Source organism: Sphingopyxis sp. HIX (assembly GCF_001468285.1).
Lineage (GTDB): Bacteria > Pseudomonadota > Alphaproteobacteria > Sphingomonadales > Sphingomonadaceae > Sphingopyxis.
On record NZ_LNSB01000033.1, the window covers coordinates 37668 to 61991 of the forward strand.

The window sequence follows — 24324 nt, forward strand, 5'->3', positions numbered from 1 at the left end:
CACGCCATGCTGAAAATCCTCGCCCCCCTCGCCCTGCTGCTCGCCGGCGCCGCCCTCGCCCCAAATCTTGCCCACGCCCAGGTCGAAGGCGCCACCGAAGCCGACGTCATCCTTAAGGATTTCACCTTCGCCACCGGCGAGAAACTGCCCGAGCTCAAGATCCACTACACCACGCTCGGCACGCCGCAGCGCGACGCTGCGGGCAATGTCACCAACGCGGTGATGATCCTCCACGGCACCGGCGGCACCGGCAAGCAATTCTTCCAGCCGCAGTTCGCGAAGGAGCTTTTCGGCCCCGGCCAGCCGCTCGACACGTCGAAATATTATGTGATTCTCCCCGACAATATCGGCCACGGCGGCTCATCGAAGCCGAGCGACGGCCTCCGCATGAAATTCCCGAAATACGACTATGCCGACATGGTCGCCGCGCAGCACCGCCTGCTCACCGAAAAGCTCGGGGTGAAGAAGCTGAAGCTGATCCTCGGCACCTCGATGGGCTGCATGCACGCCTTCGTCTGGGGCGAGGCCTGGCCCGGCTTCGCCGAGCGCCTCGCGCCCTTCGCCTGCCTGCCGGTCGAGATTGCGGGGCAGAACCGCATGTGGCGCACGCTGTCGATCGACGCGATCAAGGCCGATCCCGCGTGGCAGGAGGGCAATTATAGCGCGCCGCCCGCCGCGGGCCTGCGCACCGCCGCGACGCTCAGCATCATAGCGGGCGCCAACCCCTATGCTCTGCAGGCGCAATATCCGACGCGCGAGGCGGCGGAGAAGTACAAGGATGAGGCTTTCGCGCGCGTCTACGGCCGCAATGACGCCAACGACACCATCTACCAGCTCGAAAGCTCGCGCACCTACAACCCCTGGGCGGACCTCGAAAAAATCACCGTCCCGGTGCTCTGGATCAACAGCGCCGACGATTTCATCAACCCGCCGCTCTACGGCATCACCGAAAAGGCCGCGCCGCGCATGCCGCGCGCGAAATTCATCCTGATCCCCGCGAGCCCCGAAACCAAGGGCCACGGCACGCACACGTGGGCGAAGTTCTGGAAAGACGATCTCGCGAAGCTGATGGCGGAGTAGATCGCCGACGTCCCGCCCATCGTCACCCCGGACTTGATCCGGGGCCTGCCTTTCTCAAGACAGGGAAAGGCGGGTGCCGGGTCAAGCCCGGCATGACGGACAAAGCAAAGCTTCGGTTTTCCGCACGCAATATTGCTTCACTCGCGCGGCTTCCCGCATTACGGCCCAACCCCATGATCCTCGTCATCGACAATTACGACAGCTTCACCTTCAACCTCGTTCATTATCTGATCGAGCTGGGCGCCGAGGTGCGCGTCGAACGCAACGACGCGCTCACCGCCGCCGAAGCCCTCGCGACCGGTGCCGAGGCGATCCTCATCTCGCCCGGCCCCTGCACCCCCAACGAGGCCGGGATCAGCCTCGACCTCGTCGCCGCCTGCGCCGACGCCGCGCGCCCCTTGCTCGGCGTGTGCCTCGGCCACCAGGCGATCGGCCAGCATTTCGGCGGCACGGTCCAGCGCGGTCACCTGATGCACGGCAAGACCTCGCCCGTTTGCCACGACGGCAGCGGGCTCTTCGCAGGCCTGCCCTCGCCGCTCACCGCGACGCGCTACCACAGCCTCGAGGTCGTCGACATTCCGCCGAGCCTGCTGATCAACGCGACCAGCGACGACGGCGCGGTGATGGGTTTCCGCCACGCCGACCTGCCGATCCACGGCGTCCAGTTCCACCCCGAAAGCATCGCCACCGAACATGGCCATGCGATGCTCGCGAACTTCATGGCGAGCGCGGGCCTGCCGGTACACGAACGCTTGGGCCTATGAGCCGGTTCGGCCCCTTCCCCGATCCCGCCGCGCTGCTGGATCATGACGAGGCCGCGCACGCGTTTAGCGTGATGCTCGACGGCGGCGGCAGCGACCAGGATGTCGCGGGTTTCCTGACGGCGCTCGCCGACCGCGGCGAAACGATGGTCGAGATCGCCGCCGCGGCGCAGGCGATGCGCGACCGGCTGATCCCGGTCGAAGCGCCTGCGGGCGCGATCGACGTCTGCGGCACCGGCGGCGACGGCCACCACACCTTGAACGTCTCGACCGCGGTCGCGATCGTCGTGGCGGCGTGCGAGGTTCCCGTCGCAAAGCACGGAAATCGCGCCGCTTCCTCCAAATCGGGCGCCGCCGACACGCTCGAAGCGCTCGGCCTCGACATGGACCGCGCCGACCGCATGGCCGAAGCGCAGCTCGCCGACCTCGGCATCTGTTTCCTCTTCGCGGGCACGCGCCACCCGGCGATGAAGCGCATCATGCCGATCCGCCGCGCGCTCGGCCGCCGGACGATCTTCAACCTCATGGGCCCGCTCGCCAACCCCGCGCGCGTCACGCGCCAGCTCGTCGGCATCGCGCGCCCCGCCTATGTCCCCGTCTATGCCGAGGCGCTGCACCGCCTCGGCACCGAGCATTCGCGCGTCGTCTCGGGCGACGAGGGGCTCGACGAACTGTCGCTCGCGGGCGGCAACGAGGTCGCGGTGGTCACCCCCGACGGCGTCGTCATGCAGCGCAGCCATGCTGCCGACGCCGGCCTGCCGACGCGCCCGCTCGAGGAACTGCGCGGCGGCGACGCCGAATGCAACGCCCAAGCCCTCCGCGCTTTGCTCCAGGGCGACCCCGGCGCCTATCGCGATGCGGTGCTCTACAACGCCGCCGAGGCGCTTGTCGTCGCGGGCGCGGTCGAAACGCGCACCGAAGGCGCCGAGGAAGCCGCCGAGGCGATCGACAAGGGCCTCGCCAACACGCTGCTCGACTGCTGGATCGCTTATAAATGAACAAACTCACGCAGATATTGGCGACCAAAGCCGAGGAAGTCGCCGAGCGCCGCCAGTCGCGCAGCATCGCCGATCTCGACGCGATCGACGCCGGCCCCGTGCGCGGCTTCCACAAGGCGTTGCAGGCGAAGATCGACGCGGGCAAATTCGCACTGATCGCCGAAATCAAGAAAGCATCGCCCTCCAAGGGACTGATTCGCGACGATTTCAACCCCGCCGACCACGCCCGCGCTTATGAGGCCGGCGGCGGCGCCTGCCTCTCGGTGCTCACCGACGCGCCCTATTTTCAGGGCCATGAGGAATATCTGATCGCCGCGCGAACCGCGTGCAGCCTGCCCGTGCTGCGCAAGGATTTCATGATCGACCCGTGGCAGGTCGCCGAAGCACGCTCGATCGGCTCCGACGCGATCCTGATCATCGTCGCCGCGCTCGACGACGGCGCGATGCGCGAGATCGAAGCGGCTGCCATCGACCGCGGCATGGACGTCCTCGTCGAAGTCCATGACGAGGCCGAGTTCGACCGCGCGCTGAGCCAGCTCCAATCGCGCCTGATCGGGGTCAACAACCGCGATCTCAAAACCTTCGAAACCGACCTCGCGGTCACCGAACGACTCGCCAAGCTGGTCCCGCCGGGCACCTTGCTGGTCGGCGAAAGCGGCATCGCCACCCACGCCGACTGCCAGCGCCTGTCGGCAAGCGGCGTGAACAGCTTCCTAGTCGGCGAAAGCCTGATGCGGCAGGCCGACGTGACCGCTGCGACGATGGCGTTGCTGGAGGGCCGCGGTTGATGTTGGGGGTTAGCCGGCAGCCAGCTGTCCGGCGCTAGCCGCCGATTGGTTGCCGCGCCCCAACCGCGCGACCTTTGCAAACAAGGATCGAGAACGGCCCCCTCGGCTCCACCGATCCGGCATCAAAACATGCCGAGGCTGTGCAGCCATTGCTCGACCTGCCCCGGCCATTCGGTGGTGATCGGATCGCCGGTCGGCCGCATCCCAAAGGCGTGACCGCCCTTCGCGTACAGCCGCATATCGACCGGCACCCCCGCGTCGTTCAGTGCCAGCGCATAGGCCATCGCCTGCCGGATATCGTCGATGGGATCGTCCATGGCGTGGATGATCAACGTCGGCGGCGCCTTCGCGCTGATCTCGACCCATGGTTGCAGTTCCAGGCTGTTCCTCCCCTTGCTGTTATCCAGCATTCGCGCGGTATAGGCGATGATGGCAAAGTCGGGCCGCGGGGATTGGCGGTCTGCCGCGTCGGCCGGCGGATAGCTGCGCTCCTCGGTGTTGCTCATATTCGCCGCGAGATACGCGCCAGCCGAAAAACCGATGACGCCGATCTTGTTCGGCTCGACGCCGTAGGTCGCGGCCCGCTCCCGCAACAGCCCCATCGCGCGCTGGGCGTCTTCCAGACCCAGGAGGATCTTCGGTCGCTGCTGTTTCCCCTTTTCCTTCGGCCACACTTGCGGCGTCCGGTATTTCAGCAGGGCGCAGGTCATACCCTGCCGAACGACCCACTCGCAAATCTCGGTGCCTTCCAGATCGGTCGCCACCGCGTGGAATCCGCCGCCTGGCAACACCAGCATCGTCGTGCCTCTATTGCGCCCTTTCGGCCGATAGATCGTCATCGTCGGCCGCGTGACATAGCTGGCCCAATGCCACGGCCTGCCGCCGACCAGGGGAGAGCCATTGCCGGTTGCTTCGGGATGATCGCCGGTATCCGGCTTTGCGAGCGGGACGTGTGCAGGCCATAGCGGCACCTGTATGCCGTCGGCTGTCGGTTGCCACACGCCCTCCTTTTCGACTTTCGGAATGTCGATCCTGGCGGGCACCCCGCCGGTCTTGCCCGCCTGCGCACCAGCCGGTCCGGCCAGACAGCTCGCAATCAGGAGCGAGGGAATGACAAAGCGCAAGCGTGACAAACTCATCTCCTGTTCCGAAAGGCGCAAACCGCTGGTCGCACGGTCGAGACTATCCTCGTTGCGGATGCGCGGGCAACGGCCGTCTGCGATTTCTCCACAAGCATGTGGGTCCAATAGTGTGGATGAAGGCGAGGAGGTTGCCGCGGGGCCACGTGCATCCATTCCCCTTGCCTTTCCGCCCCCGCCTTGCTTCGCTCCCCGGCATGACGCTCAAACCGACTCATCTCGACGACAGCGGCGCCGCGCATATGGTCGATGTCGGCGCCAAGCCCGCGACCCAGCGCCACGCCGTCGCCGCGGGCCGCATCGCCATGTCTCCGCAAGCGCTCGAAGCGATCCGCAGCGGCAACGCCCCCAAGGGCGACGTCATCTCGACCGCGCGCATCGCGGGCATCATGGCCGCCAAGCGCACCTCGGACCTCATCCCGCTCTGCCACCCGCTCGCGCTGAGCAAGGTCGGTGTCGACTTCACCTGGGAAGCGAACGGCATCGCCGTCACCGCGACCGCCGCGACCACGGGCCCCACGGGGGTCGAGATGGAGGCGCTCACCGCCGCCTCGGTCGCTTTGCTCACCCTCTACGACATGGCGAAGGCGCTCGATCGCGCGATGATGATCGGCGACATCCGCCTGCTCGAAAAGAGCGGCGGCCGCTCGGGCGACTGGTCCGCGGCATGAGCAAATTGCTCCCGGTCGAGGAAGCCCAGGCCCGGCTCCTCGCACTCCGCGCCCCGCTCGCGCCCGAAAAAGTCGCTTTTTCCGAATCGCTTGGCCGCTATCTTTCAGAAGACGTCATCGCCCGGCGCGACCAGCCCGCCGCGCCGCTCTCGGCGATGGACGGCTATGCGATCCGCCACGCCGACCTGCCCGGCCCCTGGACCGTCGCCGGCGAGGTCGCCGCGGGCGCCGTCGCCGCCGCGCCGCTCAGCCGCGGCGAAGCGATGCGCATCTTCACCGGCGCGCCCCTCCCCGAAGGCGCCGACACCGTACTGATTCAGGAAGATGTCGCGGTCGACGGCGCCACGCTCACACTGACCGACCCCGCCCCGACGCTGCCCGGCCAGCATGTCCGCGACCGCGCGAGCGATTTTGCGACCGGCGCGACGCTCCTCCCCACGGGCAGCCGCCTGACCCCCGGCGCGATCGCCGCCGCGATCATGGGCGGCGGCGCGCAGCTTGTCGTCGGGGGCCGCCCGCGCGTCGCGATCCTCACCACCGGCGACGAGCTCGTCCAGCCGGGCCACGCGCTCGCCCCCGGCCAGATCCCCGACAGCAACGGCACGATGCTCGCCGCGATGCTCGCCGCCGAGCCCGCGGTCGTCGGCCTGCCGCTCCACATCCGCGACGACCGCGAGACTTTGTCCAAGGTTCTGAAGGACCTGGCACGACGTCACGACGTCATCGTCACCGTCGGAGGCGCCTCGGTCGGCGATCACGACCATGTCCGCGGCGCGCTCGACGATGCCGGCGGCGCGCTCGATTTCTGGAAGATCGCGATGCGCCCGGGCAAGCCGCTGATCGCCGGAACGCTCGGCGACGCGCTGCTGCTCGGGCTGCCCGGCAACCCCTCGTCGGCCTTCGTCACCGCGACGCTGTTCCTGATTCCGCTCGTCCGCCACCTCGCCGGCGCCGCCGCGCCGCTCCCCGAGATCCGCCACGCCCCGCTGCGCGCCGCGCTCGGGCCCGGCGGCAAGCGCCGCGACTATCTGCGCGCGCAGCTGCACCACGGCGGCCTCGCGGTGTTCGACAGCCAGGACAGCGGCCGCACCTTCCCGCTCGCCGCCGCGACGGCGCTCGTCCTGCGCGAGATCGACGCTGCCCCCCGCGACGCGGGCGATGTCGCCGCTTATATCGACATCGCTTGACAAGTTCGCATCTGTTCCTTTATCGTTCTCCTTATGTCCGAACCGGCTTCATGGAGAACGCCCGATGTTGACCGCCAAGCAGCATGAACTGCTCCACTTCATCCAGCAAAAGCTCGACGCGAGCGGCATCTCGCCGTCGTTCGAGGAGATGAAGGAAGCGCTGGGCCTCAAGTCCAAGTCGGGAATCCATCGCCTTATCAGCGCCCTGGAGGAACGCGGTTTCCTTCGCCGCCTCCCCAACCGCGCCCGCGCGCTCGAAGTGGTCAAACTTCCCGAGGGCGGCAAGATCGCCGATATGCATAAAGTTCGTGAAAATGTGATCCCGCTGCGCCAGCCCGCGCCCCAGCTCAAGCCGATCGCCGCGAACGACATCGTCGAGGTTCCGCTGCACGGCAAGATCGCCGCGGGCGTGCCGATCGAGGCGTTCGAGGATTACAACAATCTCGCCGTCCCCGCCGCGCTGCTCGGCGCGGGCGAACATTATGCGCTCGAGGTCTCGGGCGACTCGATGGTCGAGGCGGGCATCTTCGACGGCGACTATGCGCTGATCCAGAAGGTCAGCACCGCGCGCGAGGGCGACATCGTCGTCGCGCTCGTCGACGGACAGGACGCGACGCTCAAATATTTCCGCCGCGAGGGCAAGATGATCCGCCTCGACCCCGCGAACAGCGCCTATGAGCCCCAGCGCTACGAGGCCGAGCGCGTCATGGTGCAGGGGAAATTGTCGGGATTGCTTCGTCGTTACCACTGACCTGCGGCGGGCGGCGCCACGGATGTTCGTCGCCCGCACGTAGACTGGCCGCTGCGCGCGGCGGCTCGCCCAGATAAAGCGCGAGCCCGCCGGTCTGGGGCAGGCTGTCGCGATCGACCGTGAGCCAGCGCCCCACGCATTCGCGCGGCAGCCAGCGGTCGCTGATCACGACATCGGCCGCCGCGCACGCCGCCGCCATCTCGCTCCCCTCGATCCGGTCGCGGCCCCGCGCCGCGAGGATCGTCCGCCCGCGCTGGCGCCAGCGGCAGAAGTCGCGGTTGCATATCACATGGTCGAGCTCGGCGAGCGCGCCGAGCGGCGCGTCGATCCCCGCCGCCTCGGCGACCGAATCGCGCACATAATCGCCCGCGCGGTCGCGCAGCAGCGCATAGCTGCCATCGGGCAGCGCCGCCGCGACATGCTTGCCGTCGCTCGTCACAAGCAGGTCGGGCCGCGGCTGGACGAAGAGCACCGCCATGCCCGCGAGCAACGGCACCGCGCCCCAGCGCCGCCAGCCGGTCTGCCACAACAGCAGCCACAGCCCGCCGAACACCGCGAGCCCGAAACCCCAGGGCGGAAACACCGGCAGCGTCGCGACCGCGCCCGGCGCATCGGCGACGCTGTGCGCGAGCCAGATCAGCAGCTTCAGCGCCTGCTCGGCTACCCACCAGAAGGGCGCACCGAGCCCGACCGCGTCGAACAGCAGAGCCAGCGCCTCGGCAGGCATGATCACGAAAGTGGTCAGCGGGATCGCGACGACATTGGCCAGCGCGCCGTAGAGCCCCGCCTTGTGGAAATGGAAGAGCGCGATCGGCGCCAGCGCGACTTCGACCACCAGGCCCGTGATCACCAGCCCGACGATCCCGCGCCCCAGCCGCCGCGGCCAGCCCTCCTCGCGCCGCGCCATGAAGTGCTGCATCCAGCGCCCCTCGTGCAGCGCGACGATCGCGGTGATCGCCGCGAAGCTCAGCTGGAAGCTCGGCCCCGCCAGCGCCTCGGGCCGCCACAGCAGCACGATCAGCGCGCCCGCCGCGACCAGCCGCAGGGTCAGCGCCTCGCGCCCTAGCAGGATCGCCACGAGCACCAGCAGCGCCGCGATGAACGAGCGCAAGGTCGGCACCTCGGCCCCCGCCAGCAGCGTATAACCGCCCCCCGCCAGCGCCGCGACCGCCGCGGCGAGCGGCAGCACATAGCCGCCGAGCGCGAGCCGCCGGCTCAAGCCCAGCAGCCGCATCGCCAGCAGCATCGCGAAACCCACCACCGCGGTGACGTGCAGCCCGCTGATCGACAGCAGATGCGCGAGCCCGCTCCGCCGCATCGCCTCCTCGTCGGCGGGGTCGATCGCGCCGCGGTCGCCCGCGACCAGCGCCGCCGCGATCCCGCCCGCCGATCCGTCGATCTGCTGATGGATATGGCTGCTCAGCCGCGCGCGCAGCGTCTGCTCGCCCTGCCCCGCCCCCGGCGCACGCCGGATCTCGCCGAGCACCGTCCCGACCGCGCCCAGCCGGTCGAACCACGCGCGCTGCGCAAAATCATAACCCCCGGGCAGGCTCGCCGCGGGCGGCGGCATCAGCCGCGCGCGCAGCCCGACCGCTTCGCCCGGCGCGATCCCCGCCCCCTGCACCCCGTCGGCGGTCAGCCGCACGCGCGGCGGCAGGTCGGGGCGGCCGTGCGGACGCAGGATCAGCCGCACCTGGCCCTTGGCGGGCAGCGGCTCGACACTTTCGACCACCGCCGAAAATTGCGTGACCACCGGCGCCGCGAGCACCGGCGCCTCGACCCACAGCGCACGCCCCCAGATCAACAGCATCCCCGCCGCCGCCACGGCGCTGCCAAGGACCAGCATCCGCCCCGCGCGCCGCTGCCACCCCATGAGCAATCCCGTGAGCGCCAGCGCCGCGAGCGCCAGCAACAGGCCGATCCAGTGCATCTGGGTGGGCAAGGAGAACCAGGCCGCGATCCCCGCGCCCAGCATCACCGGCAGCCACAGCGCTATCCGCTCGCGCTCGGCGTCGAGCCGCGCCTCGATGCTTTCGGACAGCCGCCGCATCGCCGCCGCGACCGCCATGCCAATGGGCGTTTGAAGCGGCCTTGTCGCCATGCTAGGGGCACCCCCGAACCCCGCCCCCGGACCTTCGCCGGGGCCGGCAAAGTGAGTGAAAGAGGCCGTGGTGGCAACCGAAAATCAAGCAATATCATCCGAAGCGACCGGCGCAGACGTGGTCACGCGTTTCGCCCCGTCGCCCACGGGTTTCCTGCATATCGGCGGCGCGCGCACTGCGCTGTTCAACTGGCTGTTCGCGCGCCACCATGGCGGCAAGTTCCTGCTGCGCATCGAGGATACCGACCGCGCGCGATCGACCGACGCCGCGATCGACGCGATCCTCGACGGCATGCAGTGGCTGGACCTCGACTGGGACGGCGAGACGGTGTTCCAGTTCGCGCGCGCCGGTCGCCACGCCGACGTCGCGCACGAGCTGCTCGCCAGTGGCGCCGCCTATCGCTGCTACCTGACGCAGGACGAACTCGCCGCGATGCGCGCCGAGGCGCAGGAAAAGCGCCTGCCCTTCCGCGTCCGCAGCCCCTGGCGCGACCGCAGCGACGGCGACCCCGCGGTCCCGCACGTCGTGCGCCTGCGCGCGCCGCAGGACGGCGCCGAGACGATCCACGACAAGGTGCAGGGCGAGGTCACCGTCCAGAATGCCGAGCTCGACGATTTCGTCCTGCTCCGGAGCGACGGCACCCCGACCTATATGCTCAGCGTCGTCGTCGACGACAACGATATGGGCGTGACGCATGTGATCCGCGGCGACGACCATCTCAACAACGCCTTCCGCCAATTGGCCCTCATCGACGCGATGGGCTGGCGCCGTCCGGTCTATGCGCATGTGCCGCTGATCCACGGCGCCGACGGCGCCAAATTATCGAAGCGCCACGGCGCGCTCGGCGTCGACGCCTATCGCGACGAGATGGGTTACCTGCCCGAAGCGGTGAACAATTATCTCCTTCGCTTGGGCTGGGGCCATGGCGACGACGAGATCATCAGCCGCGAACAGGCGACCGAATGGTTCGACCTCGACCATGTCGGCCGCTCGCCCTCGCGCTTCGACTTCAAAAAGCTCGAGAATCTCAACGGCCATTATCTCCGCGAGGCCGACGATACTCGCCTCGCCGCGCTCGTCGCGCCGATGACGGGCAAGCTGCTCGGCCGTGACCTCACCGCCGCCGAGCGGGATCTGCTCGCAGCGGCGATGCCCGCGCTCAAGCCGCGCGCCAAGACGCTGCACGAGATCGCCGACGGCGCGACCTTCCTCTTCGTCCCCGAACCGCTGGCGATGGACGACAAGGCCGCGGCGGTGCTAAAGGACACGCCGGAGGGGATGCTCGCGTCGATCGCCGATCGTCTGCGCGCGCTGCCGACATGGTCGCAGGAATTGGTGGAGGCCGCGGTTCGCGAGGAAAGCGAAGCGGCCGGCGTCGGGCTGGGGAAACTGGCCCAGCCGCTGCGGGCGGCCCTCACGGGGCGCACCGTATCGCCGGGTATTTTCGACGTGCTTCTGCTGCTGGGCCGCGATGCCAGCCTGGCGCGACTTGACGCAGCGCACAATAATCCGGCAGGGGCGTAGCCACCGCGACTCTCCCGCCGCAAGATCAGGGGAATGACATGACCGAAACTGCAAAAATCACCCTGGGCGACACCACCGTCGACAATCCGGTGCTCAAGGGCACCGTCGGCCCCGACGTCGTCGACATCCGCAAATTCTACGCCCAGACCGGCGCCTTCACCTACGACCCCGGCTTCACCTCGACCGCGAGCTGCGAATCGGAAATCACCTATATCGACGGCGACGAGGGCGTGCTCCTCCACCGCGGTTACCCGATCGGCGAACTCGCCGAACATTCGAGCTTCATGGAGGTCTGCTACCTCCTCCTCAACGGCGAGCTGCCGAGCGCCGACGAACTCGCCGACTTCGACAATACGATCACCCGCCACACGATGCTGCACGAGCAGCTCGCGACCTTCTACCGCGGTTTCCGCCGCGACGCGCACCCGATGGCGGTGATGTGCGGCGTGGTCGGCGCGCTCAGCGCCTTCTACCATGACTCGACCGAGATCCACGATCCGCGCCAGCGGATGATCGCCAGCCACCGGCTGATCGCGAAGATGCCGACGATCGCGGCGATGGCGTATAAATATTCGGTCGGCCAGCCCTTCGTCTATCCGCGCAACGATTTGAGCTACACCGGCAATTTCCTGCGCATGACCTTCGGCGTGCCCGCCGAGGAATATGTCGTGAACCCCGTCGTCGAGCGCGCGCTCGACCGCATCTTCATCCTCCACGCCGATCACGAGCAGAATGCGTCGACCTCGACCGTCCGCCTCGCGGGTTCGTCGGGTGCGAACCCCTTCGCGTGCATCGCCGCGGGCATCGCCTGCCTGTGGGGCCCTGCGCATGGCGGCGCGAACGAGGCCGCGCTCAACATGCTGCGCGAAATCGGCCGTCCCGAACGCATCCCCGAATATATCGCGCGCGCCAAGGACAAGGACGACCCGTTCCGCCTGATGGGCTTCGGCCACCGCGTCTACAAGAATTACGACCCGCGCGCGACGGTGATGCAGAAGACCGTGCGCGAGGTGTTCGAGGCTCTCAAGGTCAACGACCCGGTGTTCGAGGTCGCGCTGCAGCTCGAGGAAATGGCGCTCAACGACCCCTATTTCATCGACAAGAAGCTGTTCCCCAACGTCGACTTCTACTCGGGCGTGATCCTGTCGGCGATCGGCTTTCCGACGACGATGTTCACCGCGCTCTTCGCGCTCGCCCGCACTGTCGGCTGGGTCGCGCAGTGGAACGAGATGATCTCGGACCCCGCGCAGAAGATCGGCCGCCCGCGCCAGCTCTACACGGGCCCGACGCAGCGCCCGTACGTGCCGGTCGACAAGCGATAAACGCTAGTTTCAAGGGAATTTCGAACGGCGGCGCAGGAAACTGCGCCGCCGTTTCGATTCAGGCGTCCCGCGCCGGCAAGCTCAGCGTAAACCTCGCCCCCTGCCCCGGCGCGCTGTCCACCGTCAGGTCGCCGTCCATAGCGCGTGCCAGCCGCCGCGCGATATAGAGGCCCAGCCCCGATCCGCCGCTGTCGGTACGGCCCAGTCGCTCGAATTTCTCGAACACCACCGCCTGCTGCGCGGCGTCGATCCCCTGCCCCTGGTCGGCGACGGTCACCGTCGCGCGGTCGCCGTCGCGGTCGAGGCGGATCCAGATCATCGAATCCTCGGGCGAATAGCGGATCGCATTGCCGAGCAGGTTGAGCAGCACCTGCAAAACCCGGCGGAACTCGCCCGTCGCGGGCATCTTGTCGTCGAGGGGCGGCGCGTCGATGCGGATGCCCTTTTCCTCGGCCTTCATGCCGAGCAGCCCCACGGCGCGCCGTGCGAGGTCGCCGAGGTCGATCTCGTCGCGCGCCGCCTTGAACCCCGGCCGCTCGATATTCTGGAGGTCGGCGAGGTCGTCGACCAGCCCCAGCAGATGCCGCCCCGCATGCGCTATATCGCCGGCATAGCGCGCATAATCGGCGCGGATCGGCCCGTCGAACTGGCCCGAGATCGTCTCCGCGGTCGCGATGATGCGCGCCAACGGCCCGCGCAGCGCGCCGTCGATGCGACGCCCAAAGGCGGGGTCGGACAAAGGCAGCGAGCCGAAGGCGGGATCGGTGAGCGCCGCGGGTGCCGGCGCCGGCGGCGGCGCGTCGTCGGGCAGCACGGTGCCGCGAAAGCCCGTGAAGCCCCCCGTCGCGTCGAACAAGGGCTCGGCGGCCAGCGTCATCGCCATCCGCCCGCCCTTGCCGTCGTCGGTGCGCACCAGCTGCCCGGCGAAGCGCGCCTGCCGCGCAAGCGCGCGCAGTACCGCAAAATGCCCGTCGGCATCGGGCTGCAATTCGAACAGCTCGGACAGCGAGCGCCCTTCCCACTCCGCCGGTACGGCGTCGGCCTCGGCGCCCGCGGTCAGCGCGATCAGCCGCAGCTGGACGTCGCTTTCCCACATCCACGCGCGCGGCGACACCGCCGCGACCTCGGTCACCGGCGGGATCTGCGACTGCATGACCGGCCGCGTGCGCCAGTCGCTGATCTCCAGCGTCGCGCCCTCGGCATCGGGCAGGATGCGCACCAGCGCATGGATGTCGCTATGGTCGTCGGCGGCGATCAAAGGCCGGCTGATCTCGCGCTGCAGCCGCTGCGCCAGCGCGACGAGCCGCGCCAGATTGGGCAGCGCCAGCGGCCTACCCTCGCCGCCGCCCGCGCGCTGCTGCAGGCGCAGCAGCGGCGCGTCGCCGCTGACGAGAATCCCGCCGCGGTCGATGCGGCCGCGAATGACGCGCTCGGCCATCATGCCGCGCCTTCCGCTTCGCCGAACAGCGCCGCGCGCGCCTGCAAGGCCGCGGTATAATCGTCGGGCGCCGCGCTCGCGACCGCGCGCCCCGGCAGCATCGCCAGCGATCCTTCGAGCGGTACCAGCGCCGCTTGGTCGCGCAGCAGCGGCGCGAGCATCGGCGCCAGCTGCGCGGGTTCGGCGGTGATCAGCGCCAGCGCCATCGCGTCGTAGCGATATTTATGCGTCGCCGCGGCGAGCGCGATGAAGCTCGGCCAGTCGTGGCGCGCGATCGCCGCCGCCGCGCCGTCGGCCAGCGCCCCCGCCCCGACCCCGGCCAGCGCCGCATGATAGTCGGCCGCCGCGCGATCGATCCCGCGCTCGGGGCGATGCTGCGCCAGCGCGCCGCGCACCGCTTCGCCCAGCCGCGCCGCCTCGGCGCTGTCCTTGCCCGCCTGCACGAGAGCCCAGGCCGCGATGTCGAGCAGCAAGGCGCGGAGCAGGTCGAGGTCCATATCCTCCATCGCGATGCGCGGATGCCCCAGTGCGTCGAAACGCCGCCGGTCGGCAATCTGCAACGCCAGATAGGCGCGGTCGATCGCCGACAGCGGATCGTCGGCCGCAACCGGCACGTCGATCGCAGCGTCGGCGGCGATGACGCGCGGCGGCGGCGCCTCGCCGACGTCCTGCACCGGCTGGCCCCGCCAGCGATGTTCCTCGGCGCGGGCGAAGCACAGGCCCGAAAGCTGCGCGGCGCCGGGCAATCCCTGTGCCGCCCAATCGTCCCACAAGGCAAGCGAATCGACCGCGCCGCCCAGCAGTCCCGCCACACTCTCGACCAGCCGCCGCGCGATCCCCAGGATCAGCGCGCGCTGCTCTTCGGACAATCGCGTCGCCGCCGGCGCCGCGAGGAAAGCCGTGCTTTCCTGCAGGCGCGCCGACAGCGCCGGATTCACCGACGCCAGCTGCGAAAAGAGAGGGGTCTCAGCCATCTTCACTCGCGCATAGCAGCTTGGCGTTAATGCCGACTAAACCTTGATCGCGGCGATGGATCAGGCCTCGGGCCGCCGCGCGAGGCGCACCCACAGCAAGATCTGGAACAGCGCGAGCAGCGGCAGGATCGCGAACATCAGCGGCGCGAAGCCGAAAATCAGCGCGGGTGCCAGCATCATCCACGCCTGGTCAGCGTCGGGCAGCAGCCAGTGAAAGCGCCGCCGCTCGCCCGAATCCTCGTAAAGCCAGCGCGCGAGCAGGATCGCCGCGGCGAGGCACGGCGCCAGCGCGGCCTCCGAAAAGGGCGGCATCTCGTGCCGCGTCCCACCGAGCGCGACGAGCCAGGGAAAGAGCGCGAGCAGCAGCCAGGCGAAGCTGCGGATCATGTGGCGCACCCGGTCCTGCGCCGCGCTTTCGGCGCGGAACGCCGCAACGAAGCGCATCGCCGCGAGACCGAAACCGCCGAGGATCGCAACCAGCGCCCCCGCCGCTGCCAGCCCGCTCGCCGCGAGCGCCGCGACCGCGATCCAGAGCAGGCCGGTGACATAGGGCAAATAGCGCGCGGTCGCCGAGGATTTGACGAGCAACGGCCCTAGCAGCCGCACCACGGGCATCATGATCGCCGATCGCCCCAGCCCCATGCCGCCATATTCGACGCGTTGCAGGCTCGATTGCTCGATCAGCGCTGCGGTCGGGCGGTCGGCGACGATCGCGATCTCGCCCTGCTCGAACAGGGCCGGCTCGCAATAGAGCCGCCGGGCGCCCGCCTGCACTGCCATGCGCAGCAGCGTCAGGATCATGTCCCATTCGCCCGGCATCTCGGCGAGTTCGCGGACCATATGGTCCGAAATGCTGGCCAGCCCGCCCCAGCGCCGCGTCGCGTCGATGCGTTCGAACCCCTGCGTCAGCACCGTGTCGCCGGTGACCAGGATCGCGGGCGAGCCCGGCTTGGCGATCGCCGCATAATGCGTGCCCCCGGCGCGCAGCCCGTCGGCGACCAGGATGATGCGGTCGTCGCCCTCGACCAGCGCGAGCAGGTCGCTCGCTTCGCGCACCGGGGTCACCTTCATGCCGCGGCGGCGGATGCGGTCGCAGGTCGCGAGCAGGTCGGCGGGCACCGCCGCGACCGCGATCGCGATATGGGTGACGCCGACATCGGCGAGCCGCGCCGCCTGGCGCTCGATCAGCGTTTCTCCGGCGACGGTGACGAGCGCGCGCAGCCCGCCGTCGGGCACGCTCTCGCACGCGCCGATCAGCGCGATCAGGGCCATCGGCGGGCGAAACTCGGCGTCATTCTCACCGCCCGACCTTTAGGCGCGGAAGGCCGATTGGCAAGCCCCGCTTTCGCGCCGTCGTGACGTCATTCTGCGCGGCTAAAGCACGCGTTTCGGCAGTGAAATATTCCTGCGAAAATCGCCCGAATCGCTGGCCTTTGCCGCCCCCTTCGGCTAGACCGGAACCACCTCCCGAAAAGCAGAAAAAAGGCCGGGTCTTGACCGAAGAAAATACGCCTATGGAATCGCCCGACGACGGCATTTCGCCGATCAACATCGTCGACGAGATGAAGACGTCCTACCTCGATTACGCGATGAGCGTGATCGTCAGCCGCGCGCTCCCCGACGTGCGCGACGGCCTGAAACCGGTGCACCGCCGCATCCTCTATTCGGCCTATGAAAGCGGCTATGTCGCCGGCAAGCCCTATCGCAAATCGGCGCGCATCGTCGGCGACGTCATGGGTAAATATCACCCGCACGGCGACAGCTCGATCTACGACGCGCTCGCGCGCATGACGCAGGACTGGTCGATGAGCGTCCCGCTGATCGACGGCCAGGGCAATTTCGGCTCGATGGACCCCGATCCGCCGGCCGCAATGCGTTACACCGAATCGCGCCTCGCCAAGGTCGCGATCACCCTGCTCGACGACCTCGACAAGGACACGGTCGACTTCCAGCCCAATTATGACGGCTCCGAAAGTGAGCCGATGGTGCTGCCCGCGCGCTATCCAAACCTGCTCGTCAACGGCGCCGGCGGCATCGCGGTCGGCATGGCGACCAACATCCCGCCGCACAACCTCGGCGAAGTGATCGACGCGACCGTCGCGATGATCGACCGTCAGCTCGAAGGCGGCGAGGCGCTCAGCCTCGAGGAACTGATGGCGATCATCCCCGGCCCGGACTTCCCGACCGGCGCGATGATGCTGGGCCAGGGCGGCGCGCGCAACGCCTATCTGACCGGCCGCGGTTCGATCATGATGCGCTCGACGTACGTCATCGAGGAAGGCAGGAACGACCGTCAATCGATTGTTCTGACGTCGATTCCCTTCCAGGTCGGCAAGTCGGGCCTGGTCGAGAAGATCGCCGAGGCGGCGCGCGACAAGCGCATCGAGGGCGTCGCCGACATCCGTGACGAAACCAACCGCGAGGGCGTTCGCGTCGTGATCGAGCTGAAGCGCGACGCGACCGCCGACGTCGTGCTCAACCAGCTCTGGCGCCACACCCCGGCGCAGTCGAGCTTCCCAGCGAACATGCTCGCGATCCGCGGCGGCCGCCCCGAGATGATGGGGCTGAAGGACATTCTATCGGCCTTCATCGAGTTCCGCGAAGAGGTGATCACCCGCCGCTGCAAATATCAGCTCGGCAAGGCGCGCGACCGCGCGCATATCTTGCTCGGCCTCGTCGTCGCGGTCAGCAACCTCGACGAAGTCGTCCGCATCATCCGCGGCTCGAACTCGCCCGCCGCCGCGCGCGAGGCGCTGCTCGCGCGCGAATGGCCGATCGGCGAGATCGCGCCTTACATCCGCCTCGTCGAGGCGATCGAGGGCGAGGCCGAAGAAGGCACGTCCTACCGCCTGTCCGAAGTGCAGGTGAAGGCGATCCTCGATCTCCGCCTGCACCGCCTCACGGCGCTCGGCCGCGATGAAATCGGCAAGGAACTCGGGGAGTTGGCAGCCGAGATTGAGGAACTGCTTTCGATCCTCGCCGACCGCGTCAAACTCTATGGCGTGATGCGCGAGGAACTGGTCGCGGTGCGCGACGAATTTGCTACCCCGCGCCGCACGATCGTCGCCCCCGCCGCGGATGGCATCGAGGACGAGGATTTGATCGAGCGCGAGGAGATGGTCGTGACCGTCACCCTCGACGGCTATATCAAGCGCACCCCGCTCGAAACCTTCCGCGCGCAGCGCCGCGGCGGCAAGGGCCGCGCCGGCATGGCGACCAAGGACGAGGATGTCGTCACCAATTTGTTCGTCACCTCGACGCACACGCCGGTGCTCTTCTTCTCGACCGCGGGCAAGGTCTATCGCATGAAGGTGTGGCGCCTGCCCGAGGGCGGGCCCGCGACGCGCGGCCGTCCGATGATCAACCTGCTGCCGCTCGCCACCGGCGAGACCATCTCGACCGTGCTCCCGCTGCCCGAGGACGAGAATGAATGGGGCGCGCTGCACGTCATGTTCGCAACCGCGAAGGGCAATGTGCGTCGTAACAGCATGGACGCTTTCACCAACATCCCCTCGAACGGCAAGATCGCGATGAAGTTCGAGGGCGAGGACGAGGACGACCGGCTGATCGGCGTCGCTTTGCTCGACGAAAGCGACGACGTGCTGCTCGCCACCCGCCAAGGCAAGGCGATCCGCTTCGCCGGCGACGACGTCCGCGAGTTCCAAAGCCGCAATTCGACCGGCGTGCGCGGCATGCGCCTCGCCGACGGCGACGAGGTGATCTCGCTCTCGATCCTGCACAAGGTCGGCACGACCAGCGAGGAGCGCGAGGCCTATCTGCGCGCCGCGCCGTGGAAGGACAATGAGAACGAACCGACGCTCCCCGCCGAGCGGATGGCCGAACTCGCAGCGCGCGAGGAGTTCATCCTCACCGTCTGCGCCAACGGCTATGGCAAGCTCTCCTCGGCCTATGAATATCGCCGCACCGGCCGCGGCGGCCAGGGGATCACCAACATCGACAATATCGCGCGCAACGGCCTCGTCGTCGCGAGCTTCCCCGCGACCAAGATACACCAGCTGATGCTCGTCACCGACCAGGCGAAGCTCATCCGCATGGGGCTCGATTCGATGCGCGTCATCGGCCGCGGCTCGGCGGGCGTGAAGCTTTTCAACGTGGCCGATGACGAGCATGTCGTCTCGGCGGCGCTGATCGAGGACAGCGACGAGGAAGAGGGCGACGCCGCGGCTGAAACGCCCGAGACCGAGGCGCCATCGGAATGACGGCGCCCACGGCCTTCAAGGTGCTCACCGCGCAGCAATGGGCCGATTTCGAGCGCGAGCGCGTCTTCCGCGGCGCCCCGGTGGATATCGCCGACGGCTATATCCACCTGTCGACCGCCGAGCAGCTCGAGGCGACGATCGCCAAATATTTCGCGGGTCAGTCGGGCCTGATGATCGCCGAGGTGGACCTCGCCTGCCTCGGCGACAGCGTCCGCTGGGAACCCGCGCGCGGCGGCGACCTCTTCCCGCACATCTACGCCGAGCTGCCGATGCACGCGGTGATCGGGCTGCAGAAGCGCGACTGAACCGCCTTCGTCGATGCACGGTCGCCGCCCGTCGCATCTTGCTTCGCGCGCCGAAATTCTCCACCCATTGTCGCGCTTTACCGCGCACAGGGGAGAATATGATGCGCCTGCTTTTGACCGCCGCCCTGCTGGCCTCTACCGCCGCCCTTCCCGTCTTCGCGCATGACGCGGCCCCCGCCCCCGCGGCGGCGTCGAAGCCCGTTCCCAAGGAAGACTTGCTCAAGCCCCCCGCCGACGCGGCGCATTATGTCGTCGTTTCGGAGGCCGGCAAGCATGGCGACCAGTGGCGCTGGCAGCTTCCCGACGGCCGCACCGCCTATCGCTGGTCGCAGGAATTGCGCGGCTGGATCACCGAGATGGACCAGGTGACCAGCTTCGCCCCCGACGGGACCGTCGCGGCGACCACCGTGCGCGGCGTGACCATGTCGGGCGACGCCGCCGAGGAGTATCGCGTCGCCGACGGCCGCGCGACGTGGAAGACCGCGAACGACAGCGGCGAAGCGCCCGCCGGCGGCTGGTACATCCCGGCGGGCGGCGTCGGCATCGCGGGCGCGCCGATGATCGACGCGCTCGCCGCCGCGGGCGATGCCGGGCTGTCCTTCCTGCCCAGCGGCAAGGGCCATCTGACCTTCGCGGACACGCAGACCATCCAGGGCCCGAACGGCCCCAAGACCGTCCAGCTCGCCTTCATGCACGGCATCCTCCCCTCGCCGCTCCCCGTCTGGCTCGACGAAAAGAAGCGCTATTTCGCCGACATCAGTTATATCTCGACGATCCCCGCGGGTTACGAAGGCGCGCTCAAGCAGCTCCGCAACGCGCAGGAAGCCGCCACGGCCGAGGCCGTAGCCGCGGTCGCCAAGCGCTTCCTCACCCCCGCCGCCAAGGCGCCCGTGCTGGTCGACAATGTCCAGCTGTTCGACGCCGACAAGGGCGAATTCCTGCCCGCCCGCGCCGTGCTCGCACAGGACGGCAAGATCGCTGCAATCGGCGCCGCCGGGTCGCTCAAGGCCCCCGCGGGCACCCGCGTCATCGACGGCAAGGGCAAGACGCTCGTCCCCGGCATCTGGGACAGTCACCTCCACATCGGCGACGACTGGGACGTGCTGTCGAACATGGCGAACGGCATCACCAGCTTCCGCAGCCCCGGCACCACCTTCGACCGTGCGGTCGAGGCGACCAAACGCCGCGCCGACGGCAGCCTGCTCATGGGCGAGCCCTTCATCTCGGTCATCATCGACAAGAAGGACCCGCTCGCCGCGCAGGGCGCAGAAGTCGTCAGCAGCGCCGACGAAGCCATCGCCGCGGTCCGCCGCGTCAAGGAAGCGGGCCTGTGGGGCGTCAAATTCTACACCTCGATGAACCCCGCGTGGATCGCCCCCGCCGCCGCCGAAGCGCACAAGCTCGGCCTCCACGTCCACGGCCACGTCCCCGCGGGCATGAAGCCCAGCGAGGCGGTCGCCGCAGGGTATGACGAGCTCACGCACCTCAATTTCGTCGTCATGGAATCGATGCCGCGCGAGGTGATCGACAAGGCGAACACGCGCCAGCGGATGGAGGGGCCCGCGCGCTTCTTCAAGGACGTCGACCTCGACGCGCCGCTGATGAAGGGCTTCGTCGCCGACCTCGCCGCGAAAAAGACCATCGTCGACCCGACGATCGTCATCTTCGAAGGCATGCTGACGCAGGACGGCGGCAAGCCGCACCCCGCCTACGCGCCCTATATGGGCATCGTCTCGCCCGTCATCGAGCGCTCGGCGTTCACCGCGGGCGGCTATCCGCTGGTCGAGGGCTATACCCGCGACGATTACCGCAAGAGCTACGCCAAGATGGTCGACCTCGTCGGCCGCCTGCACAAGGCGGGCGTGCCGATCGTCGCGGGCACCGACGGCTGGGGCATCGAGTTGATCCGCGAGCTCGAAATCTACCGCCAGGCGGGCTTCACCCCCGCCGAGGCGATCCAGAGCGCCACCATCCTCCCCGCGCGCGTCGTCGGCGCCGACCAGCGCACCGGGTCGATCGCGGTGGGCAAGGAGGCCGACATGGTCCTCGTCGACGGCGACGCCGCGACCGACCTCGGCGCGCTCCGCCGCGTGGTGACGGTGGTCAGCGACGGCTATGTCATGGACGCCGACGAACTGCGCAAGGCGGCGGGGTATGGCGGGCGGCCGAAGTAGGGAGGCGCCCCACCCTGTGCTCTGATTGACCGCTTTGGGGTGGGGAGCAGACGTTTGTCCGGTCGTCATCCCGGGCTTGACCCGGGACCCGCCTTCCTTCCTTCGCCGTCGGATCAAAGAAAAGGCAGGCCCGGGTCAAGCCCGGGGTGACGAAAGTGGGTTACACCGGCGTCGCCTTCCGCCCGCTAGCAGTCGCTCCATCCCGTTCATCAAGGACCAACCGGGAGGAGAATAGGAAGCGGCTGTTCAATGAATCCGCATTACCAACGACCGAATAATCAGTTCGCCATTAGGGCGCTCGTTCAACACTTCGCGAGGACTTTTTCCATCCAAAGCAGGCACCGGCGCTTCCAGCCAACTTAGACTTCTATCCCCAAGCACCGCATATGTGACGCTTGGAATCTTGTCGTCGGCCGCACCAACCGCTTGCGCGAATTGCGACCACGCGCCGTCGCCGGGATATTCGGCGACAAGAACCTCAAAAGACATGGGCAATCCTTCGAATTGATGCGCGCAGAGGCGCAGAGATCGCAGAGAAAGAGAACATCGTCTCTGCGGCCTCTGCGCCTCTGCGCGAATATATAGCAGCTCGACGGCTATCGCCCGGCCCGCAGCACCTACTTCCGCCGCCCCTTCCAGGCCCGCACCGCTGCCATCGTCTTCTCGACATGCGCCTGCGGCTTGCTGTCGGTGTAGCTGAGCAAGATCGTCCCGTCGGGGGCGATCACATAGGAGGTGCGGTTCGACAAGGTCCGCCCGTCGGGCGCCTGCATCGTCGCGTCGAACTTCGCCGCGACCTTCGCGCCCGGGTCGGCCGCGACCGCGAATTTGTCGCGGCATTCGGAGCGCGAGAACTCCGCCACGCGGTCGATATTGCCCGCGGTCACCCCGATCACGCGCGCGCCGAGCTGGTTGAACTTGCCGTTCGCCTCGGCGAAGAGATGCGCCTCGACCGTGCAGCCCGGGGTGAAGGCGGCGGGGAAGAAATAGAGCACGACCGGGCCGTTGCGCAGGGTCGACTTCAGCGACAGGTCGAACTCCTTGCCGCCCTGCGCGGCCTTCAGCGTGAAATCGGGCGCCTTGGCCCCCTGCTGCAGCGCAGCGCCCAACGGCGCGGGCAACACCGCGAGCGACAGGCCGAGGCTCAGCGGCATGGCGAATTTCATCAGGGCTTTCATCGGGCGATCTCCACGACCGGCGGAACCGGACGCCGCCGTGGCCAGTCTAGCCGATATTCGCCGGCGCGCCGCAAAAATCGTCGCACGGCGGCGGCGCTCCGGACCGGAACGCCGCCGCGCGCGCAATATCAGCAGCGACGCCCGCCGCGATCGATCTCGCGCCCGATCAGCGCGCCCGCGGCGCCGCCGATGATCGTGCCGGGCAGGCGGTCGCCGTACCGGTCGACCTCGCGGCCGAGCAGCGCGCCCGCTGCGCCGCCGACGATCAGGCCGGTCGTGCCGCTGCCGCGGCGGCAGTTATAGCGGCGCTCGCGATAGTCGCGGCGATAATCCCGGCGATAATCGCGCCGATAGTCGCGGCGGTAATCGCTGTAGCGGTCATGGTCGCGGTAATAGCCATGGCGGTGGTGCCGATCGCGCGCTTCGGCCTCGACGGGCAGCGCCGCGACGGCACTCGCGCCGATCAGCGCGGTGAGCGCCAGCTTCTTGAGCAGGAACATCGATTTTCTCCAACTGGACCCCTCGCCTCCAGACTAGGGCGGCGAACATGGCGCCTCGCTGAATTGCGCCCGCCCCCAAGCCCCTGGCGCCTCGCTTCGACCAGCTTTCGGGGCGGCCCACCGCGCCCGATTGACGCCGCGCGACAACAGGCGCAGCATCGTGCCATGACCCTGACCATCGCCCCCAGCGGCCAATCCTGCGGCGCCCGCGTCAACGGCGTCGACCTGACGCAGCCGCTCGACCCCGCCACCGTCGCCGACATCCGCGCCGCCTGGCTCGACCATCATGTCCTCGCCTTTCCGGGGCAGGAGATGAGCGACGACGATCTCGAGCGCTTCACCGGCTATTTCGGCGGTTTCGGCGACGATCCCTTCATCAAGCCGATCCCGGGCCGCCAGCATGTCATCGCGGTGCGCCGCCGCCACGACGAGACCGCGCCGCTCTTCGCCGAAAACTGGCACAGCGACTGGAGCTTCCAGGCGAGACCGCCCGCGGGCACCTGCCTGCTCGGCATCACCATCCCGCCCGTCGGCGGCGACACCGAATTTTCGAACCAGCACGCCGCGCTCGACGCGATGCCCGATGCCTTGCGCGCGAAGATCGAGGGCCGCCAGGCGATCCACAGCGCCCGCGCAGGCTACGCGCCCTCGGGCATGTACGGCGCGAACGACAAGGACCGCAGCATGGACATCGTCTCGGGCGACGAGGCGCTCGATACCCAGCTCCATCCGATCATCCGCAAGCATCCCGAGACCGGCCGCGAGGGGCTGTTCGGCTGCGCGGGCTATATCATCGGCATCGACGGCATGGACGATGCCGAGGCGATCCCGCTGATCGTCGAACTGCTCCACTGGCAGGGCCGCGAGGAATTTCGCTACACCCACAAATGGGAGCCCGACATGCTCATCCTGTGGGACAATCGCTCGGTCCTCCACCGCGCGACGGGGGGCTACGACGGCTACGACCGGTTGCTCCACCGCACGACGATCGCGGCGTGGGAGGGGGCGTGAGGGCGAACTGATCCTCCCCATCGCGAAGCGTTGGGGAGGGGGACCGCCGCGAAGGGGTCCGGCCCTGCACCGACACCTGACGGCGTCGAACCCCTCCGTCACCCCTGCGGGCTGCCACCTCCCCATCGCTTCGCGTGGGGAGGATCTTTGTGACTGCAACCGTCCGCTCCCGCCCCAACCCGACCAACCGCCCCCTTCCCC

General features: G+C 68.5%; 21 protein-coding genes. 13 read left to right on the forward strand and 8 right to left on the reverse strand.

Features of this window, described 5'->3' with window-relative positions; genetic code table 11:
- Positions 1-6 precede the first annotated feature (6 nt).
- The 4 genes from ATE62_RS15645 (at position 7) to trpC (ending at position 3627) form a co-directional block, all read left to right on the forward strand.
- Positions 7-1080 carry an alpha/beta fold hydrolase gene (locus tag ATE62_RS15645; RefSeq protein WP_058809385.1) on the forward strand — a complete coding sequence of 358 codons (1074 nt, stop codon included), beginning with the start codon at positions 7-9 and terminating at the stop codon, positions 1078-1080.
- A 173-nt stretch (positions 1081-1253) separates the two neighbouring features.
- Positions 1254-1844, forward strand: a complete 591-nt coding sequence (locus ATE62_RS15650) for an anthranilate synthase component II (RefSeq protein WP_058809386.1) — start codon at positions 1254-1256, stop codon at positions 1842-1844.
- The gene (gene trpD, locus ATE62_RS15655) at positions 1841-2839 is read left to right on the forward strand and encodes an anthranilate phosphoribosyltransferase (protein ID WP_058809387.1); all 999 of its coding nucleotides are present in this window, start codon (positions 1841-1843) and stop codon (positions 2837-2839) included. Before ATE62_RS15650 ends, trpD begins: the two co-directional genes overlap by 4 nt.
- A complete protein-coding gene (gene trpC / locus ATE62_RS15660) occupies positions 2836-3627 on the forward strand; it encodes an indole-3-glycerol phosphate synthase TrpC (protein WP_058809388.1) in 792 nt (263 codons plus the stop codon). The genes trpD and trpC overlap by 4 nt, the downstream gene beginning before the upstream one ends.
- 122 nt (positions 3628-3749) lie before the next feature.
- Here trpC and ATE62_RS15665 read toward each other — a convergent pair whose 3' ends face one another.
- Positions 3750-4751: an alpha/beta hydrolase gene (locus ATE62_RS15665; protein ID WP_231736287.1), complete on the reverse strand. Its 1002-nt coding sequence runs from the start codon at positions 4749-4751 to the stop codon at positions 3750-3752.
- A gap of 212 nt (positions 4752-4963) precedes the next feature.
- Here ATE62_RS15665 and moaC point away from each other — a divergent pair, with 212 nt between their 5' ends.
- The 3 genes from moaC (at position 4964) to lexA (ending at position 7375) form a co-directional block, all read left to right on the forward strand.
- Positions 4964-5437 carry a cyclic pyranopterin monophosphate synthase MoaC gene (gene moaC / locus ATE62_RS15670; RefSeq protein ID WP_058809390.1) on the forward strand — a complete coding sequence of 158 codons (474 nt, stop codon included), beginning with the start codon at positions 4964-4966 and terminating at the stop codon, positions 5435-5437.
- Entirely contained in the window at positions 5434-6624 is a 1191-nt protein-coding gene (locus ATE62_RS15675) for a molybdopterin molybdotransferase MoeA (RefSeq protein ID WP_058809391.1), read from the forward strand. Before moaC ends, ATE62_RS15675 begins: the two co-directional genes overlap by 4 nt.
- Before the next feature lie 64 nt (positions 6625-6688).
- Positions 6689-7375: a transcriptional repressor LexA gene (gene lexA / locus ATE62_RS15680; RefSeq protein WP_058809392.1), complete on the forward strand. Its 687-nt coding sequence runs from the start codon at positions 6689-6691 to the stop codon at positions 7373-7375.
- On the opposite strand, the gene ATE62_RS15685 is transcribed toward lexA, so the two are convergent.
- The gene (locus ATE62_RS15685) at positions 7329-9443 is read right to left on the reverse strand and encodes a ComEC/Rec2 family competence protein (protein WP_231736288.1); all 2115 of its coding nucleotides are present in this window, start codon (positions 9441-9443) and stop codon (positions 7329-7331) included. The two genes, lexA and ATE62_RS15685, sit on opposite strands and share 47 nt — an antisense overlap.
- 103 nt (positions 9444-9546) lie before the next feature.
- Here ATE62_RS15685 and gltX point away from each other — a divergent pair, with 103 nt between their 5' ends.
- Both gltX and ATE62_RS15695 read left to right on the forward strand, forming a co-directional pair.
- Positions 9547-11001: a glutamate--tRNA ligase gene (gltX, locus tag ATE62_RS15690; protein ID WP_156420673.1), complete on the forward strand. Its 1455-nt coding sequence runs from the start codon at positions 9547-9549 to the stop codon at positions 10999-11001.
- A 38-nt stretch (positions 11002-11039) separates the two neighbouring features.
- The gene (locus ATE62_RS15695) at positions 11040-12323 is read left to right on the forward strand and encodes a citrate synthase (RefSeq protein WP_058810204.1); all 1284 of its coding nucleotides are present in this window, start codon (positions 11040-11042) and stop codon (positions 12321-12323) included.
- A gap of 58 nt (positions 12324-12381) precedes the next feature.
- Here the strand turns inward: ATE62_RS15695 and ATE62_RS15700 are convergent, their stop codons facing one another.
- The 3 genes from ATE62_RS15700 to ATE62_RS15710 are packed head-to-tail and all read right to left on the reverse strand — an operon-like array spanning position 12382 to position 16007.
- A complete protein-coding gene (locus tag ATE62_RS15700) occupies positions 12382-13764 on the reverse strand; it encodes a sensor histidine kinase (protein ID WP_058810203.1) in 1383 nt (460 codons plus the stop codon).
- Entirely contained in the window at positions 13761-14735 is a 975-nt protein-coding gene (locus ATE62_RS15705; protein ID WP_058810202.1) for a hypothetical protein, read from the reverse strand. The genes ATE62_RS15700 and ATE62_RS15705 overlap by 4 nt, the downstream gene beginning before the upstream one ends.
- A gap of 60 nt (positions 14736-14795) precedes the next feature.
- Positions 14796-16007, reverse strand: coding sequence for a hypothetical protein (locus tag ATE62_RS15710; protein ID WP_058810201.1), 1212 nt, complete (start codon positions 16005-16007; stop codon positions 14796-14798).
- 242 nt (positions 16008-16249) lie between these two features.
- Between ATE62_RS15710 and gyrA the strand changes: the two genes are divergently transcribed.
- From gyrA to ATE62_RS15725, 3 genes are all read left to right on the forward strand, one after another.
- Positions 16250-18955 (forward strand): DNA gyrase subunit A, encoded by a 2706-nt coding sequence (gyrA, locus tag ATE62_RS15715; protein WP_156420672.1) that lies wholly within the window; start codon positions 16250-16252, stop codon positions 18953-18955.
- Positions 18952-19260 (forward strand): DUF952 domain-containing protein, encoded by a 309-nt coding sequence (locus tag ATE62_RS15720; RefSeq protein ID WP_058810199.1) that lies wholly within the window; start codon positions 18952-18954, stop codon positions 19258-19260. The genes gyrA and ATE62_RS15720 overlap by 4 nt, the downstream gene beginning before the upstream one ends.
- 98 nt (positions 19261-19358) lie before the next feature.
- On the forward strand, positions 19359-21434 hold the full coding sequence (locus ATE62_RS15725) for an amidohydrolase family protein (RefSeq protein WP_058810198.1): 2076 nt from the start codon (positions 19359-19361) through the stop codon (positions 21432-21434).
- Between the two features lie 246 nt (positions 21435-21680).
- On the opposite strand, the gene ATE62_RS23370 is transcribed toward ATE62_RS15725, so the two are convergent.
- The 3 genes from ATE62_RS23370 to ATE62_RS15735 form a co-directional block, all read right to left on the reverse strand.
- Positions 21681-21923, reverse strand: coding sequence for an antitoxin Xre/MbcA/ParS toxin-binding domain-containing protein (locus ATE62_RS23370; protein ID WP_156420671.1), 243 nt, complete (start codon positions 21921-21923; stop codon positions 21681-21683).
- Between the two features lie 128 nt (positions 21924-22051).
- Positions 22052-22612, reverse strand: a complete 561-nt coding sequence (locus ATE62_RS15730) for a peroxiredoxin (RefSeq protein ID WP_058810197.1) — start codon at positions 22610-22612, stop codon at positions 22052-22054.
- Positions 22613-22740: 128 nt separating this feature from the next.
- Entirely contained in the window at positions 22741-23112 is a 372-nt protein-coding gene (locus tag ATE62_RS15735) for a glycine zipper 2TM domain-containing protein (RefSeq protein WP_058810196.1), read from the reverse strand.
- Positions 23113-23277: 165 nt separating this feature from the next.
- Between ATE62_RS15735 and ATE62_RS15740 the strand changes: the two genes are divergently transcribed.
- Positions 23278-24123 carry a TauD/TfdA dioxygenase family protein gene (locus tag ATE62_RS15740; RefSeq protein WP_058810195.1) on the forward strand — a complete coding sequence of 282 codons (846 nt, stop codon included), beginning with the start codon at positions 23278-23280 and terminating at the stop codon, positions 24121-24123.
- Positions 24124-24324: the final 201 nt, after the last annotated feature.